This is a genomic window from Achromobacter sp. JD-1 (assembly GCF_038594925.1).
GTDB classification, from domain to species: Bacteria; Pseudomonadota; Gammaproteobacteria; order Burkholderiales; family Burkholderiaceae_B; genus Achromobacter; species Achromobacter spanius_C.
Genome location: NZ_JBCGCS010000011.1, coordinates 132,505 through 147,087 on the forward strand (window position 1 = coordinate 132,505; position 14,583 = coordinate 147,087).

At 64.8% G+C, this 14,583-nt stretch carries 12 protein-coding genes; 4 read left to right on the forward strand and 8 right to left on the reverse strand.

The window, feature by feature from the left end; genetic code table 11:
- The first annotated feature begins 210 nt into the window (after window positions 1–210).
- Window positions 211–2,916, forward strand: a complete 2,706-nt coding sequence (acnA, locus tag WBR68_RS18350) for an aconitate hydratase AcnA (protein WP_050448496.1) — start codon at window positions 211–213, stop codon at window positions 2,914–2,916.
- A 97-nt stretch (window positions 2,917–3,013) separates the two neighbouring features.
- Here acnA and WBR68_RS18355 read toward each other — a convergent pair whose 3' ends face one another.
- Window positions 3,014–3,790, reverse strand: coding sequence for a DODA-type extradiol aromatic ring-opening family dioxygenase (locus WBR68_RS18355; protein ID WP_230694928.1), 777 nt, complete (start codon window positions 3,788–3,790; stop codon window positions 3,014–3,016).
- A 229-nt stretch (window positions 3,791–4,019) separates the two neighbouring features.
- On the opposite strand from WBR68_RS18355, the gene WBR68_RS18360 reads away from it, so the two are divergent.
- The 3 genes from WBR68_RS18360 (at window position 4,020) to efp (ending at window position 7,088) form a co-directional block, all read left to right on the forward strand.
- Window positions 4,020–5,222: a DUF2863 family protein gene (locus WBR68_RS18360; RefSeq protein ID WP_230694929.1), complete on the forward strand. Its 1,203-nt coding sequence runs from the start codon at window positions 4,020–4,022 to the stop codon at window positions 5,220–5,222.
- 6 nt (window positions 5,223–5,228) lie between these two features.
- Window positions 5,229–6,341 (forward strand): elongation factor P maturation arginine rhamnosyltransferase EarP, encoded by a 1,113-nt coding sequence (gene earP, locus WBR68_RS18365; protein WP_230694930.1) that lies wholly within the window; start codon window positions 5,229–5,231, stop codon window positions 6,339–6,341.
- A 186-nt stretch (window positions 6,342–6,527) separates the two neighbouring features.
- Window positions 6,528–7,088, forward strand: a complete 561-nt coding sequence (gene efp, locus WBR68_RS18370) for an elongation factor P (RefSeq protein ID WP_006220534.1) — start codon at window positions 6,528–6,530, stop codon at window positions 7,086–7,088.
- 100 nt (window positions 7,089–7,188) lie between these two features.
- On the opposite strand, the gene WBR68_RS18375 is transcribed toward efp, so the two are convergent.
- The 7 genes from WBR68_RS18375 to WBR68_RS18405 all read right to left on the reverse strand — a co-directional run bounded on the left by WBR68_RS18375 (window position 7,189) and on the right by WBR68_RS18405 (window position 14,577).
- Window positions 7,189–7,647, reverse strand: a complete 459-nt coding sequence (locus tag WBR68_RS18375) for a DUF1178 family protein (RefSeq protein ID WP_050448509.1) — start codon at window positions 7,645–7,647, stop codon at window positions 7,189–7,191.
- A 139-nt stretch (window positions 7,648–7,786) separates the two neighbouring features.
- Window positions 7,787–8,494, reverse strand: a complete 708-nt coding sequence (locus tag WBR68_RS18380; RefSeq protein WP_230694931.1) for a DUF2968 domain-containing protein — start codon at window positions 8,492–8,494, stop codon at window positions 7,787–7,789.
- A 116-nt stretch (window positions 8,495–8,610) separates the two neighbouring features.
- Window positions 8,611–10,011 (reverse strand): sigma 54-interacting transcriptional regulator, encoded by a 1,401-nt coding sequence (locus WBR68_RS18385; protein ID WP_127185141.1) that lies wholly within the window; start codon window positions 10,009–10,011, stop codon window positions 8,611–8,613.
- Window positions 10,012–10,060: 49 nt separating this feature from the next.
- A complete protein-coding gene (locus WBR68_RS18390) occupies window positions 10,061–12,157 on the reverse strand; it encodes a TadG family pilus assembly protein (RefSeq protein ID WP_050448501.1) in 2,097 nt (698 codons plus the stop codon).
- Window positions 12,158–12,202: 45 nt separating this feature from the next.
- Window positions 12,203–12,682: a DUF3613 domain-containing protein gene (locus WBR68_RS18395; RefSeq protein WP_127185143.1), complete on the reverse strand. Its 480-nt coding sequence runs from the start codon at window positions 12,680–12,682 to the stop codon at window positions 12,203–12,205.
- Window positions 12,683–12,703: 21 nt separating this feature from the next.
- Entirely contained in the window at window positions 12,704–13,579 is an 876-nt protein-coding gene (locus WBR68_RS18400; RefSeq protein WP_083447592.1) for a tetratricopeptide repeat protein, read from the reverse strand.
- Window positions 13,579–14,577, reverse strand: a complete 999-nt coding sequence (locus tag WBR68_RS18405) for a type II secretion system F family protein (RefSeq protein WP_127185144.1) — start codon at window positions 14,575–14,577, stop codon at window positions 13,579–13,581. Before WBR68_RS18405 ends, WBR68_RS18400 begins: the two co-directional genes overlap by 1 nt.
- Between the last annotated feature and the right edge of the window lie 6 nt (window positions 14,578–14,583).

The following is a 14,583-nucleotide window of genomic DNA, read 5'->3' on the forward strand; positions in this document are numbered from 1 at the left end:
TGTCCGCCAAAGTAGGGGTTTCGCAGTCGCTGAACGGGACCTGACTGGACTTGGGCTTGAACTTTGACGCGCGCCCCAAGTCTTATATAAGATATAAGACATGCGCCCTCGCTCGGGCTTGTGTCCCCTACAATGACAAACGCGCAAAAACGCCAGAAAATGCCGCCTGCGCCTGGGCGATCACAGCCGGGCAAAACCACGGAGTCCATCATGCCGCACAACACCCTAGACACTCTCAAGAATTTCAAGATCGGCAATAAATCCTGTCAGTACTATTCGCTGCCGGCGCTGGGCAAGTCCCTCGGCATCGATGTGCAGCGGCTCCCGGTATCGATCCGCGTCGTGCTGGAATCCGTGCTGCGCAACTGTGATGGCAAGAAGGTCACGGAAGAACACGTCAAGCAGCTCGCCAACTGGCAGGCCAATGCCCGCCGCGAAGACGAAATCCCCTTCGTCGTGGCGCGCGTGGTGCTGCAGGACTTCACCGGCGTGCCGCTGTTGGCCGACATCGCGGCCATGCGTTCGGTGGCCGACAAGATGGGCAAGAGCCCCAAGAGCATTGAACCGCTGGTGCCGGTTGACCTGGTCGTCGACCACTCGGTCATGATCGACTACTTCGGCACCAAGAATGCGCTGGACCTGAACATGAAGCTGGAATTCAAGCGCAACCAAGAGCGCTACCAGTTCATGAAGTGGGGCATGCAGGCCTTTGACACCTTCGGCGTGGTGCCCCCGGGCTTCGGCATTGTCCACCAGGTCAACCTGGAATACCTGGCGCGCGGCGTGCACCAGGACAAAAAGAACAACGTCTATTACCCCGATTCGCTGGTGGGCACCGACAGCCACACCACGATGATCAACGGTATCGGCGTGGTGGGCTGGGGCGTGGGCGGCATCGAAGCCGAAGCCGGCATGCTGGGCCAGCCCGTGTACTTCCTGACGCCCGACGTGGTGGGCGTTGAACTCAAGGGCCAGTTGCGCGGCGGCGTCACCGCCACCGACCTGGTGCTGACCATTACCGAAATGCTGCGCCGTGAAAAAGTGGTGGGCAAATTCGTTGAGTTCTGCGGCGAAGGCACCGCCAGCCTGACCGTGGCCGAACGCGCCACCATCGGCAACATGGCGCCGGAATACGGCGCCACCATGGGCTTCTTCCCGGTTGACGAACGCACCATCGATTACTTCCGTGGCACCGGTCGCACCGAAGACGAAATCGCCGCCTTCGAAGCCTATTTCAAGGCGCAGAAGATGTTCGGCATCCCCGCCGCCCAAGACATCAACTTCACCAAGCTGCTGACGCTGGACCTGTCCACCGTGGCGCCGTCGCTGGCCGGCCCCAAGCGCCCGCAAGACCGCATTGAAATCGGCAACGTCAAGAACACGTTCATCGACCTGTTCTCCAAACCGGTCGCCGAAAACGGCTTCAACCAGCCGGCCGAAAAGCTGAACCAGACCTTCACCACCAGCACCGGCACCAAGATCAAGAACGGCGACATCCTGATTGCCGCCATCACGTCCTGCACCAACACGTCCAACCCCAACGTGTTGCTGGCTGCCGGCCTGTTGGCCAAGAAAGCGGTGGAAGCCGGCTTGAAGGTGCCCAAGCACATCAAGACGTCGCTGGCCCCCGGGTCGCGCGTGGTCACCGACTACCTGACCAAGACGGGCCTCTTGCCCTACCTGGAAAAGCTGGGCTTTGACGTGGCCGCCTACGGCTGCACCACCTGCATCGGCAACGCCGGCGACCTCACGCCCGACCTGAACGAAGCCATCATCGGCAACGACCTGGTCTGCTCGGCAGTCTTGTCCGGCAACCGCAACTTTGAAGCGCGCATCCACCCGAACATCAAGGCCAACTTCCTGGCCTCGCCCCCGCTGGTGGTGGCGTACGCGCTGGCCGGCACCGTCACCCGCGACCTGATGACCGAACCGGTTGGCAAGGGCAAGAACGGCGACGTCTGGCTGGGCGACATCTGGCCCACGTCCGAAGAAGTCGAAGCGCTGATGAAGCACGCGCTGGACCCGAAGGTGTTCGAGGCCAACTACGGCCAGGTCAAGAGCAACCCCGGCAAGCTGTGGGAAAACATCAAGGGCGTGGCCGGCGACACCTACAACTGGCCCGACTCCACCTACATTGCCGAACCGCCCTTCTTCGAAGGCTTCGACATGACGCCGGCCGCGATGCCCACCGTCAAGGGCGCGCGCGCGCTGGGCGTGTTTGGTGATTCGGTCACCACCGACCACATCTCGCCCGCGGGCTCCATCAAGGAAACCTCGCCGGCCGGCAAGTGGCTGAAGGAAAACGGCGTCATGAAGGCCGATTTCAACAGCTACGGCTCGCGTCGCGGCAACCACGAAATCATGATGCGCGGCACCTTCGCCAACGTGCGCATCAAGAATCTGATGATTCCGTCGCTGCCGGACGGCAGCCGTTTTGAAGGCGGCGAGACCCTGTTCCAGCCCACCGGCGAACAGATGTCCATCTACGACGCGGCCATGAAGTACGTGGCGCAGGGCACGCCCACCGTCGTCTTCGGCGGCGAAGAATACGGCACTGGCTCGTCGCGCGACTGGGCGGCCAAGGGCACGCAACTGTTGGGCGTGAAAGCCGTGATCACCCGCAGCTTTGAACGCATCCACCGCAGCAACCTGGTGGGCATGGGCGTGTTGCCGCTGCAGTTCAAGGGCACGGACAGCGTGGAGTCGCTGGGCATCACCGGCGAAGAAACCTACGACATCTCCGGCCTGGAAAACGGCATCAAGCCGATGCAGGACGTGACGCTGACGATCACCCGCAAGGACGGTTCGAAGCAGGACGTGACGGTGCTGCTGCGCATCGATACGCCGATCGAGGTCGACTACTACCAGCACGGCGGCATCCTGCCCTTCGTGCTGCGCCAACTGCTGGCGGCCTGACCCCGCCACTCGCTTGCGCCGCCCTCGCGGTGGCGCAATGCACAAGCCCCGAAGCCTTGCGGCTTCGGGGCTTTTTACTATGCAGGCCGGCTGCGACTCAGTCGTCGAACTGATAGGCGTCCATGGCCAGCGCGCTGTACGAAATCTCGTCGTTCAATCGCGTGGCCGATGCCCCACCCGCGCCCAGCGCCACATACAGCGGCATCAGGTGATCATCATGCGGATGCGCCTGCGATGCCCCCGGCGCCTGCGCCTGCCAGTCCAACAGCGCCGGCAGGTTGTGATCGGCCAGATGGCGCGCATACCAGTCCTGAAACTCGGTCACATACGGCGCCGCCGGCGCATTTTGCGGCATGCGCACATGGCGCAGATTGTGCGTCAACGACCCAGAGCCGATGATCAGGATGCCCTCGTCGCGCAGCGGCGCCAGCGCGCGGCCCAGCGCCAGTTGGCCCGACGCGTCGCGGCCCATGTCCAGCGACAGTTGCACCACCGACACGTCGACATCGGGATACAGGTAACGCAACGGCACCCAGGCGCCATGGTCCAGCGGACGGCGCGGGTCGCGGTCGGCTGCGATGCCCGATTCGGCCAGCAGCGCCTGCACGCGCGCGGCGAGTTCGGGCGACCCGGGCGCGGCGTATTGCAGCGTATAGAGCTCAGGCGGAAAGCCGCCGAAATCGTGCCAGGCCACTTGCTGGTCGCGGGTGGACAGGGCTAGGCCCTCACCCATCCAATGCGGCGACACCACCAGGATGCCGCGGGGCTTGCGGCCCTGGGCCTGGCTCCATGCCGCCAGCACGGGGCCGGTCAGCCCGGGTTCAACGGCCAGCATGGGCGAGCCATGGGAAACGAATAACGTAGGCCAACGCATGGTGCATGCCTCCAGCAATAAAATCGATGCCCAGATTTTCGGATGATTCCGATCAGCAATAAACCCCTGCGACAGGCATGCTCTGTTGCCAATCCAGCATCAATAATGAATGCGTGTACAACTGCCACGCCCGACCGCCCCTGCCCTTGCAAACCATCCCGGCCACGCCGACGCGCGCGGCGGGCGTTAAACTACGTCGTTACACACTTACTGGACGTCCCTCGAAGTTATGGCCCGATCCCGCAGCCAATCCGCTCCCCGCATGACCCGCGACGCCACCCGCCTGGTGGCGCTGTCCCAGGCGCTTAACCGCTCGGGCAGCCGCGTTGAAGACGTGTTCTGGGAGAACCAGCTTGGCGAAGCGATTCCCAAGCTGCTCAAGGCTGGGCAGGACGCCCCGCTGGAAGCGGCCCTGGACCACCTCGCGCAAAGCGACATAGGCGCCTACGAAGTCTTGATCGAACAGGCGGAAACGCTGTCCGAATCCATGAAGATCGAGAAAGACGGCGTCGTGCACGACGTGTTGCTGATCGTCGCGCCGATTGTCGCCTGGACCCGTTACACCATCCCCACCGGCCCCGTTTCCGCCAGCGCCCAGCAGGCACTGCTGGCGCAACTGCACGGCCATGTGCTGTCCAGCCAGGCCCGCACGGCATTGATGCCCATGCTGGTTAGCGTGGACCAGATGCCGCGCACCTTCGGCGAAACCTGGCAGTGGCTGCAACGCCTGGGCTCGCAGGCCCTGGGCGGCGAAGCCACCAAGCCCACGCTGAACACCGAAGTTGAAACGGCCAACATGCTGGCTGACACGCGCTACATCATCGGCGCCGTCGCCGTGCCCGAAAATGCACCCATCTTCCGCTGGCAGGAAAGCCTGGGCGACGCCGACGCCACGCGCGACGCCTGCCAGGAACAATGGGCCGCCCAGGCGCAACCCACGCTGGCCACGCTTTTGCCGGGTTGCGGTTTCGAAGCCCTGCTGCCCGACGCCTACTACGTCAGCAACCGCGAGGCCGACCGCCGTGTGCGCCCCCTGTCGCTGCGCGCCGCCGTCAGTTGGCTGGAAGGCGCGGTCAACCTGGAAGCCTCGCAACTGCGCGCGGTGATCGCGGGCTGCGGCGAAAGCCGCATCGACGAATACCGCATCAGCTTCACGGCGCGCAACAGCAACGACGTGTACTACGGCTGCGTCTGGCCCTTGTATGGTCGCGAGGAAGAACTGCCGTCCGACGAAGGCCAGCCTGACGTGGTCGATGAAATCGCGGCCTTGCTAAAGGAATACGGCGTCACCGAAATGCGCCGCATCCCGGGCGTGCTGCCGGCGGAATATTGCGAAGACTGTGGCGCGCCTTACTTCCCCAACCCGCTGGGCGAACTGGTACACGCCGAATTGCCCGAGGACGCCGAAGCCGCGCCGGCCAAGTTCCACTAAACGCCCATGCAAGCGGATATCTTCTGCCGGGTCGTCGATAACTATGGCGACATCGGCGTGTGCTGGCGGCTGGCCCGCCGGCTATCTCAGGGCTGCGGCTGGGATATCCGCTTGTGGGTGGACGACCTGGCCAGCTTCGCCCGCATCCAACCGGGTATAGCCGAACACGCCGGGCGCCAGCGCTGCGCAGGCGTGGATATCGTGCACTGGACCGACACGCCGGACCCGGCCCTGGGCGCACGCGATGTCGTCATCGAGGCCTTTGCCTGTGATCCCCCCGACGCTTTTCTGCACAGCATGCGCCGCGTGCACCCGGTCTGGATAAATCTGGAATACCTGAGCGCCGAAGCCTGGGTGGAAAGCTGTCACGGCCTGCCCTCGCAGCGGCCTGATGGCTTGGTAAAGCACTTTTTCTTTCCCGGCTTTACCACCGCCACGGGCGGCCTGCTGCGCGAACCAGGCTTGAGTGCGGAACGCGATGCGCTGCAAGCATCGATGGATCTGCAAAACGACTTTTTGCGCGCGCTGGGAGTGGGCGACGCCGTGCTCTCGCGCCGCCGCGACGGCGCACGCACGGTCACCCTGTTCTGCTATCCCTCGGCGCCGGTGCAGGCGTTGGTCAGTGCACTGGCGGCCGATTCCCGGCCCAGCGTGTTGCTGGCGCCCGTGGGCATCGCGCCGGGGCTGGAAGCGGCTTGCGAGGCGCCCGGCGCCCCGCTGCTGGCCCGCCTGCCCTTCGTGGCCCAGCCGGATTTCGACCGCGTGCTGTGGTTGTCGGACCTGAACTTCGTGCGCGGTGAAGACTCGTTCATCCGCGCCGCCTGGGCGGCGCGCCCGCTGGTCTGGCAGATCTACCCGCAAGACCAGAACGTGCATCTGGAAAAGTTGGAGGCATGGCTGGCCCGCTATCCGGCCCCGGAATCCGCACAAGCGCTGATCCGGGCCTGGAACATGCCACAAGACGCGCAAACCCATGCGACGGTCTCCTCGGCGCTGGCGCCGGATGCCTGGCAACACTGGGCCGCCGCCGCGCGCGACTGGGACGCCAAGCAGGCGGCCCAACCCGATCTGGCCGAAAATCTGGCCGACTTTTGCGCAGACTTGGCCAAGAAACGTTAGAATAGAGAGTTTTCTGAGTCGCCCTGAATTTTGTCGGGCCTCAACCTGACGCCTCCCGGGGTGTGCAAAAAGCCGCAAGTACGCAATGCAGGTACGCAATGCAAGTACGCAAAGCAAGTACGCAAGTACAGTACGGCGGCTTTTTGCAAGCACGGCGAGTGCACCCTACCCCCCGGAGTTTTATCGATGAAAACCGCTCAGGAATTGCGAGTCGGCAACGTGGTCATGGTCGGCAAGGATCCCCTCGTGGTCCAGAAAGCCGAATACAACAAGTCTGGCCGTAACGCTGCTGTTGTGAAGCTGAAGTTCAAGAACCTGCTGACCGCCTCGGCCAGCGAATCGGTTTACAAGGCCGACGAAAAGTTCGAAGTCGTTCAACTGGATCGCAAGGAGTGCACCTACTCCTACTTCGGCGACCCGATGTACGTCTTCATGGACGAAGAGTACAACCAGTACGAAATCGAAGCGGAAAGCATGGGCGACGCCCTGAACTACCTGGAAGAAGCGATGCCCGTGGAAGTGGTCTTCTACGACGGCCGCGCCATTTCGGTGGAACTGCCCACGACGATCGTCCGCGAAATCACCTATACCGAACCCGCCGTGCGTGGCGATACGTCGGGCAAGGTGACCAAGCCGGCCAAGATCAACACCGGCTACGAACTGAACGTGCCGCTGTTCTGCGCCATCGGCGACAAGATCGAAATCGACACCCGCACGAACGAATACCGCAGCCGCGTCAACAACTGATCCGGCAGCAGGTACGAAAAAGCCAGGTCCCTGACAACAGGGCCTGGCTTTTTTTATGGTTGCGCTGTCTGGAAATGGGCGCACATGGCGTGCCACCTACCTACTGCAAGCGTTCGTCATCCAGGAAGTCAGGCACCGCCATGACTTCAATGCCGTCCTCGGCCAAGGCCTCGCGCTCTTCGGGCGTAGCGGTGCCGCGGATGGGGCGTTCGTCGGCGTCGCCGTCGTGGATGCGGCGGGCTTCTTCCGCAAAGCGGGGGCCGACGTTTTCGGTGTTGCGCAACAGCGCCCGCACCTGCTTCATGACCACGGCCTGCACGGCCGCCATTTTCTCGGCGTCGGACGCGCCTGCCGGCACGGCGGGCGGCTGAGCCGGTGCATGCAGGTGCGACACGTTCAAGCGTGGCGCCGACAGACGCTTGGTGATGCTGGCCGAGCCGCAAACGGGGCACGTGACCAAGCCACGCGCCTGTTGCGCGTCATAGTCGTCGTGCGATCCGAACCAGCCTTCAAAAATGTGGTTGTGCTCGCACTGAAGGTCAAAAACTTTGAGAGCCATGGTCGTCATATGGGGGCCAGCGGACAGAATACAAGAATCCGCTCGCGGCAAACGCTATCGTCTTGACGGCGTAGGGGCAAGGCGCCGACATCCCAAGAAAAAACGGGCCCGCAGGCCCGTCCTGGCGCGGCCCAGGCAATTACTTGCCGCGCTTGGCGCCGGGGCCGGCGTCGATCTTGGCTTGCTGGGCCTGCAGCGAATCAATCTGGCGCTGCAAGTCACGCAGTTGCTGGCGCACTTCCTTTTGCTGGTCGGCCAGCGCGGTGGTTTCCTGACGCGATTGTTCCTGGCGCGCCGCCACCTGCTGTTCCTGCTGCATGCGCAAGGCACGGTCGGCCTGCAGCGTGCTGAGCTGCGCGCTGCGGCTGGCCAGCAGCTTTTCGGCATGCGCGTATTCGGCTTGCAGCTTGATGCGCTTGATGTCGACTTCGGCCAGCTCGGCCGACTGCGCGGCAAACGCGCGGTAGGTGGATTCGGCCTGCTTTTCGGACACCGTCTTCAGCACGCGCCAAAAGTCCTTTTGCTGGAACAAGGCCACGTAATAAGTCAGGTCTTCGGGCTTGAACAGCAGGCTGGCGCCATACGTGCCGTTATAGGCCGTGCGCAGTTCCGAAACCTGGCGGCTTTGGATGAGATCTTGCAATTCGGCCACCGTGGAAGCCGGTCGCGCGGGCGCGGCCGGGGCGGCGGGCGGGGTTACCGGCTTGGCAGCGGCTTGCGGATCTTCGACCTGCTTGACCGTGGGCCTCGGCGCTTCGGGCTGAGCGCTGGCGCACGCCGCCAAGCCGGACAATGCCGTGCCTAACAGCGCCATGCGTGTGGCGGCACGGATAAATTGGACGTTCATGCCTTCCCCAAAAAAATCGTTGCGGAACTATAGCAATTTATTTCGCTCGCGGCTGATCCGCTTACATTAGCCGCCAGCGGATTGTCGCCCCCTAGGGCCTTCCCCAATTGCGGCAATCAAGATGCCTCGACGACCCCTTCCGCCGTTTCACCCTGGCCACCGCCCAAATGCAGTTTTCGCATCTTTTCCCATAGCACCTTGCGGCTGATGCCCAGCGTGTTGGCGGTGTCCTGGCGGCGCCAGCCGTTGACGTCCAAGGCCGCCAGGATGCGGGCGCGCTCGGCTCGTTCCGCGTCCGTGAACACCGGCGGTTCGCACAGCGTGCTGGGGCCTCCCAAGGCGCCCGCGGCGCGCAGCGGTTCGGCGATCTGGTCAAAAATACGTTCGATGCGGGCCTGGTCCCAGGCCTGGAATTGCCGGCGCATGATGGCCACGCGTTCAGCCACGTTGGACAGCTCGCGCACGTTGCCCGCGTATCGGGTGCGCGCCACACGGTCCAGCAGCCAATCCGGCGGCTCGCCCTCGCCGCCCATGCGTTCGAGCAGCGCGCGAAAAATAGCGATCTTTTCTTCGCCGCCGCGCTGCTCCAGGTTGGGAATGCGCAGTTCGATCACCGCCAGACGGTAATAGAGGTCCGCGCGGAATTCGTCCTGGCCCACCAGCACGCGCAGGTCTTTGTTGGTGGCCGCGACCAGGCGGAAATCCACTGGTATCTCGACCGTCGAGCCCAGCCGCGTCACCGCGCTTTGCTCCAGCACGCGCAGCAGCTTGACCTGCTGATACAGCGGCAGATCGCCGATTTCGTCCAGGAACAGCGTGCCGCCGTTGGCCTGTTCGAAGTAGCCCTTGTGCGCGCCGACCGCGCCGGTGAAGGCGCCCTTGGCGTGGCCAAAGAAATGCGCTTCAAACAGTCCTTCCGGAATGGCGCCGCAGTTGACAGCCACGAAGGGGCCATCGGACCAGGCGGCGCGGTCGTGCAGCAGCCGCGCAATGCGTTCCTTGCCCACGCCGGTTTCACCGTGAATCAACGCGTTGCTGCGGCAATCGGCAAACAGCTCGGCTTCGGCCAGCAGCGCCCGCATGGGCTCGGAAACGGCAATCAGCGGCTGTTCGCGCTTGGGCGCGGATCGGTTGAACTGGTCCAGCGTGCCCAACAGCTCATACAGCAGCTTGCGCAAATCCGCCGAGGTGAAGGACAGCGGCAGCGTATAGGAATATTCAGGCGGGTAATAACGCGGATCGCGTCCGCGCGCCTCGGCCGACACCCAGATCACCGGCATGGCTTGGGCCGACAACCAGTCGTAGCCGCTGAAGCGGTTGTCGCCCATGACCGACACCGATACCAGGGCCACCGCCGGGCGCGTCGGGTCGCGTGGCGGCGGGAAGGCCGTGCCGGCGTCCGCGCGCACCAGCGTCACGTCCATGCCTGCCAGACAGCGTTCCGCGCGGCCGGCAATGTCCGACGTGCCTTCCCAGACGTACACATCGAACTCATCGCGGGTGAATTTCTGTGTCATCGCAGACACCATGCCGGCAAGGAAGGGGCGAAGTTCAAAAGCATCCTCATCAGTACACCAAGCGGGGTTGACCGCAATCGACGGACAGCAGCGATACGTCGGTCTGGCCGACGCTGACGCCCAGCATGTCCAGCAACTGTTGCAGCAGCGCCGACAGGGGCGACAGCACCGGCTGCAACAGATTCACTACGATGGACAACACCCCGCCCACCTGCGAACTGCCGTCCAGCGCCAGCGCCGCCACCGAATTGATGCGGCACTGCCGGATCGCGCTGGGCGTGATCGCCAGCGTGCAGACCAGGTCATTCACGGGCGCCACCAGCAGCGACGTCAGGATATTGCCCACCAGTTGCAGCGTGCCGCCCAATACGCCCGTCAAGCCGCCCGTGGACAGCCGGTTGCCCAACTGATCCAACGCGGCCGAGGACCACTGCATGTCATTGAATACCTGCGTGATGGACTTGCCGGCATTGCTGCCGCCGCCGCCAACCAGGTTGGTGGCAAGCGCCGCGCGCTCCGCCGCGGTCAGCGGCGTTCCGGAACTGAAAAGGTCGCCCAGGATGCCGCCCACCACGGCATCCGCCAGGTTCGAGGCCAAGCCGCCCAGATCGATGGACGTGGCGTTCACCGTCTGCGTGGACGGCGCGCCCGGTGGTTCCGTCAGCGTGACCGACACCGGCGCCGCGGAGTTGAAAACCGGCAAGGTGACCTTGGCGGTCAGGGGCAGAATGCCCAGCACGTTCAACACCTGATGGCGCTGGATGGCGCCAAACGAACCGGGTTCGCAGCTATTGGTCAGCGACACGAAATTCGCGGCGTTCTGATCCGTGTTTGACGTCATGCCCGGAAAGCGTCCCAGGCAGATGTTGGCCGCCGACGCGGTCACCGCGATGGTGGCCTGGTGCTCCGTCAAGGGCGCCTGGCACAGGTTGGTCAGCGTGCCGGTGGATTGCGCCACATCGATGATGATGGGCAGGTCGACCCGCGTGCCCAACGTATTCGCCAGCAAGGGCCCCACCAGCGGAATGTTGCTGGTGTTCACGCGCAGGTAGACGCGTATGCCAGCGCTGGTGGCCTGGGCGCCAATACCGCCGATGGCCAGCGTGGGCGGTTCCACCACGCGCACCCGGGCATCCACGCCCAGCAGCGGCACGCTCAAGCCCAGGTTGATCAGGTTCTCCCCGTTGGCCACGACCAATGCGGTTTCCAACAGGTTCAGCGCGTTCACGTTCGCCGCCAGCGCGCCCGTGGCGTCTCCCCCCACCACCGACAGACCCAGCACACCGCCATCGCCAAACAGCTTCACGGGCAGGTTCAGCGGCATCACCGCCAGCACCGTGTTGATGGCGTCGCTGATCAGGCCGATGTCGGCGGCCGCCGTGCCGCTTTGGTTGACGACCGTCAGCGTGGCTTGCAGCAACTGGCCCAGGGTCAGGTTGTCGAGCGCCGCCAATTCCGCTGGCGTGCCCACGCCGGTAGCCACCGACAGCGGCAAGCCCAGCGCCTGCAGCAGGCCTGACGGCGTGATATTGACGCTGGCCAGGCCCGCCGCGTCCAGCACGTCCAACTGCGCGGGCGAGGCGCCCACGGTGGACAGCAATTGCGACAGCAGCCCGCCGCGTTCCAGGCGCAGCAAGCGCGAACCCACCGTGAATGCCGCCACGGGTTGCGTATTGGTGGCCACGGCGCTGACCGATACGGTCGTGCTCAGCCCCAGGGTGCCGAACAGGCTGGCGAGTTGCTTGCGAATGGTCAGGCGCACGGCGTTGAGCGTCTCCGCGCCGGCAGGGTCGAACACATGCATGCCGCTCGCGTCGGCGCGGGTGGAGTCCCACCGCTTGCACTCCACCGTGATGTCGTCAGCGGCGAAGGTATCAAAAATGTTGGGCAGGTTCGCCAAGGCGGACGTCTTGCCGGCGGCAGCGGCCCGGGTGCAATCCGCTGGCGACCCCATGCCCAGCACCTGTACCGCCGACAGTGCCGCCAGGTCCGCGGCCTTTTGCACTTCGCGTTTCATGTAGTAGCCGTAGCCCAACTGCGCCACGCCCAGCATCGCCACGCCCACCAGCACCGCGAACACGACGGCCACGGCCATGCTGCCGCGCTGGCGGAGCAAGGACACACCACGATGAGGTCTGGCAGGCATGGGTGGGCAATCCTGGATTGCAATGCAATGAAGGCGGATCGGGGTTCAGTTGGTGCTTTTGGTCTCTACGCGCTTTTGCAGATACTCCGGAATCGGGTGCGAAAAACTTTCCAGATAGCGGTTCCAGGCGGCGGTCGAGACCGGCCCCAGCACGGGCAACATGGCGCCGGCGCGGCGGCCGTCCGCCTGCGCGGCCAACAAGCCTCGCGTGACGTCACCGAACGCTTCCTCGGCCGGCGCGGCGGCCTGGGTACTGGTTGATGCGGGCTGCGCGACTTGCGTAGACGTGGCGGCGGTCGCTGCCGGCTGCGGCATTGGCGTCTGCACCTGCTGCACAACGGGCCGCGAGGGCAGTGGCGCCCGCGGCAAGGCCTGAGCTGGCGCCGCAGCGGTCGCGCCGCCAGTCATGCCGCCAGTCAGCGGCGCGTTCGACTGCGCCTGGCTGGCCAACGGCGCCAGGGCCGTCAGCGCAGCGGCCAAGGCGGCGGCCAATGCGATGGATGCGGAATAACGGGAGTCAGACATGGATCTCTTCCTGAATACGGGTTAGCGCACGATGGGCCCATTGCCCAGGCCTTCCATCAACGGACTCATCACTGGCATCACGATGCCGCCGCCACTGGACACGCGGGTTGCCGACGCATCAGCCGCCACGGGCACCGGCATCGGCGCACGCTGGGTGCGGATGTCAGACGCCATGCGCAGCACCTGGTTGCGCGCCTCGTCGCTGAGCCTGGCCTGATCCATCAGCCGTTGCGCCCGCACCGGCTCGCCTTCCACCAGCAGCAGCACGGCCAGATTGGCCAGCACCTTGCCGTTGTCGGGCGCCAGTTCGGCCGCCTGCCCCAAGGGCACGCGCGCACCGGCCGGGTCCCCCGCGCGCAGCCGCGCATAACCCAGGTCGCCCAGAATGCGCGGATCCATCGGCGACAGCTTGGCCGCGCGCGCGAAGTCATCGGCGGCCTGCTCGAACTGGCCGCGAGAGCCGGCGATCAAGCCCAGGCCATGCCAGCCGTCGGCCGCCTGATCGGTGCCCAGCAGCGCGCGATACGCCTGTTCGCTCATCGCCGTCTGGCCGGTCTGGCGCAAGGCTTCCGCACGCAACACCGCCACCCGCGCGTCGTTGCCGAACTTCTGCCGATAGGCGTCGATATACGCCAGGGACGCAAAATACCGCTCTTGGCGCTGCGCCTCGGCAATCAGCGACAACATCATCTCGGGCTCTTTGGGGCGCCCCTTGGCATCGGCCTCTTCTTCCTTCTGCCGCGCCAGCGCCTGTTCCTGCTGTTGCTGCTGGATCAACTGCCAGGCCGACTCCGCGCTATTGGTCTTGCATCCAGCAAGGCCCGCGCCGGCAGCCACCGTCGTCGCCATCAGCGTCCACCGCAACACACGCGCCTTGCTCTTGATTCCGTCAGCCATTACATCCCCCCCATGCGCGACATGCCGCGCAATACCGCGATGAACCCCGCCCCGCCCGTCACGATCAACAGCGCGGGCAGCAAGGTCACGATCATGACCCCCGTCATCTTCACGGTGGTCTTGCCGACCTTTTCCTTCAGTTCCAACCTGCGTTTGTCGCGCAAGCGCTCACCAAAGCGGTTCAAGGGCTCTTGCACGGCGCCGCCATGCTGATCCACTTGCGCAATCAGCCGGCAGATGGCCGACAGGTCGTCGTTGTCGAAGCCCGAGGCCAGCCGCGCCAGCGATTGCTCGCGGCTGCGGCCGCGCACATGCAGTTCAGACGCCAGCCGCAGTTCGTGCGACAGCACCGGCAGCACCTGCGCGAATTCCTTTATCAGCACCTGCATGCTTTGGTCGATGGACAGGCCCACTCCTTGCAGCAAGCGCAGCAGGTCGATCAGCAGCGGCAATTCGTCGCCGGCCATGCGCTTGCGGCGCGCCAGACGCCGGCTGACCACCCATTTGGGCAGCATGTAGCCGATGGCGAAGCCGAAGAACGCGGCGATCAAGCCGCCCATCGGAGAGTCGATCAACTGCTTCTGCTGGTTGAGCAGCACCGCCGCGATGGGCAGCAAGATGGCCAGGCCGAAGCGCGCCACCACAAAGCGCGACCGCGCGGTGCCGGAATTGGCATAGCCCGCCATATCGACCATCTTGCGGTCCTCGGCGGCCAGCAGCGTGTCGGCAAGACGGCCTTCGCTCAAGCGCTTGCCGAACGCATCGGCAGCACGGGTGGCCGATGAAAACCGCCCTTCTCCCGTGTCGGCGGGCATCGTGCCCGCCGCCGCGCCAGGGTTCTGGCGCGTCGCCAGCGCCTGATCGATCACCTGGCGGCTGCGGCTCTGCCCGCGCAGGCGCCGCACCATGCCGATGCCCAGCACCAGCAGCGCCGCGGCCACCAGCAACAAGCCTGCCGCCAGCACGGTTGAGGCCTTCCAGGATTGCAGCATCTCCATCGTCGC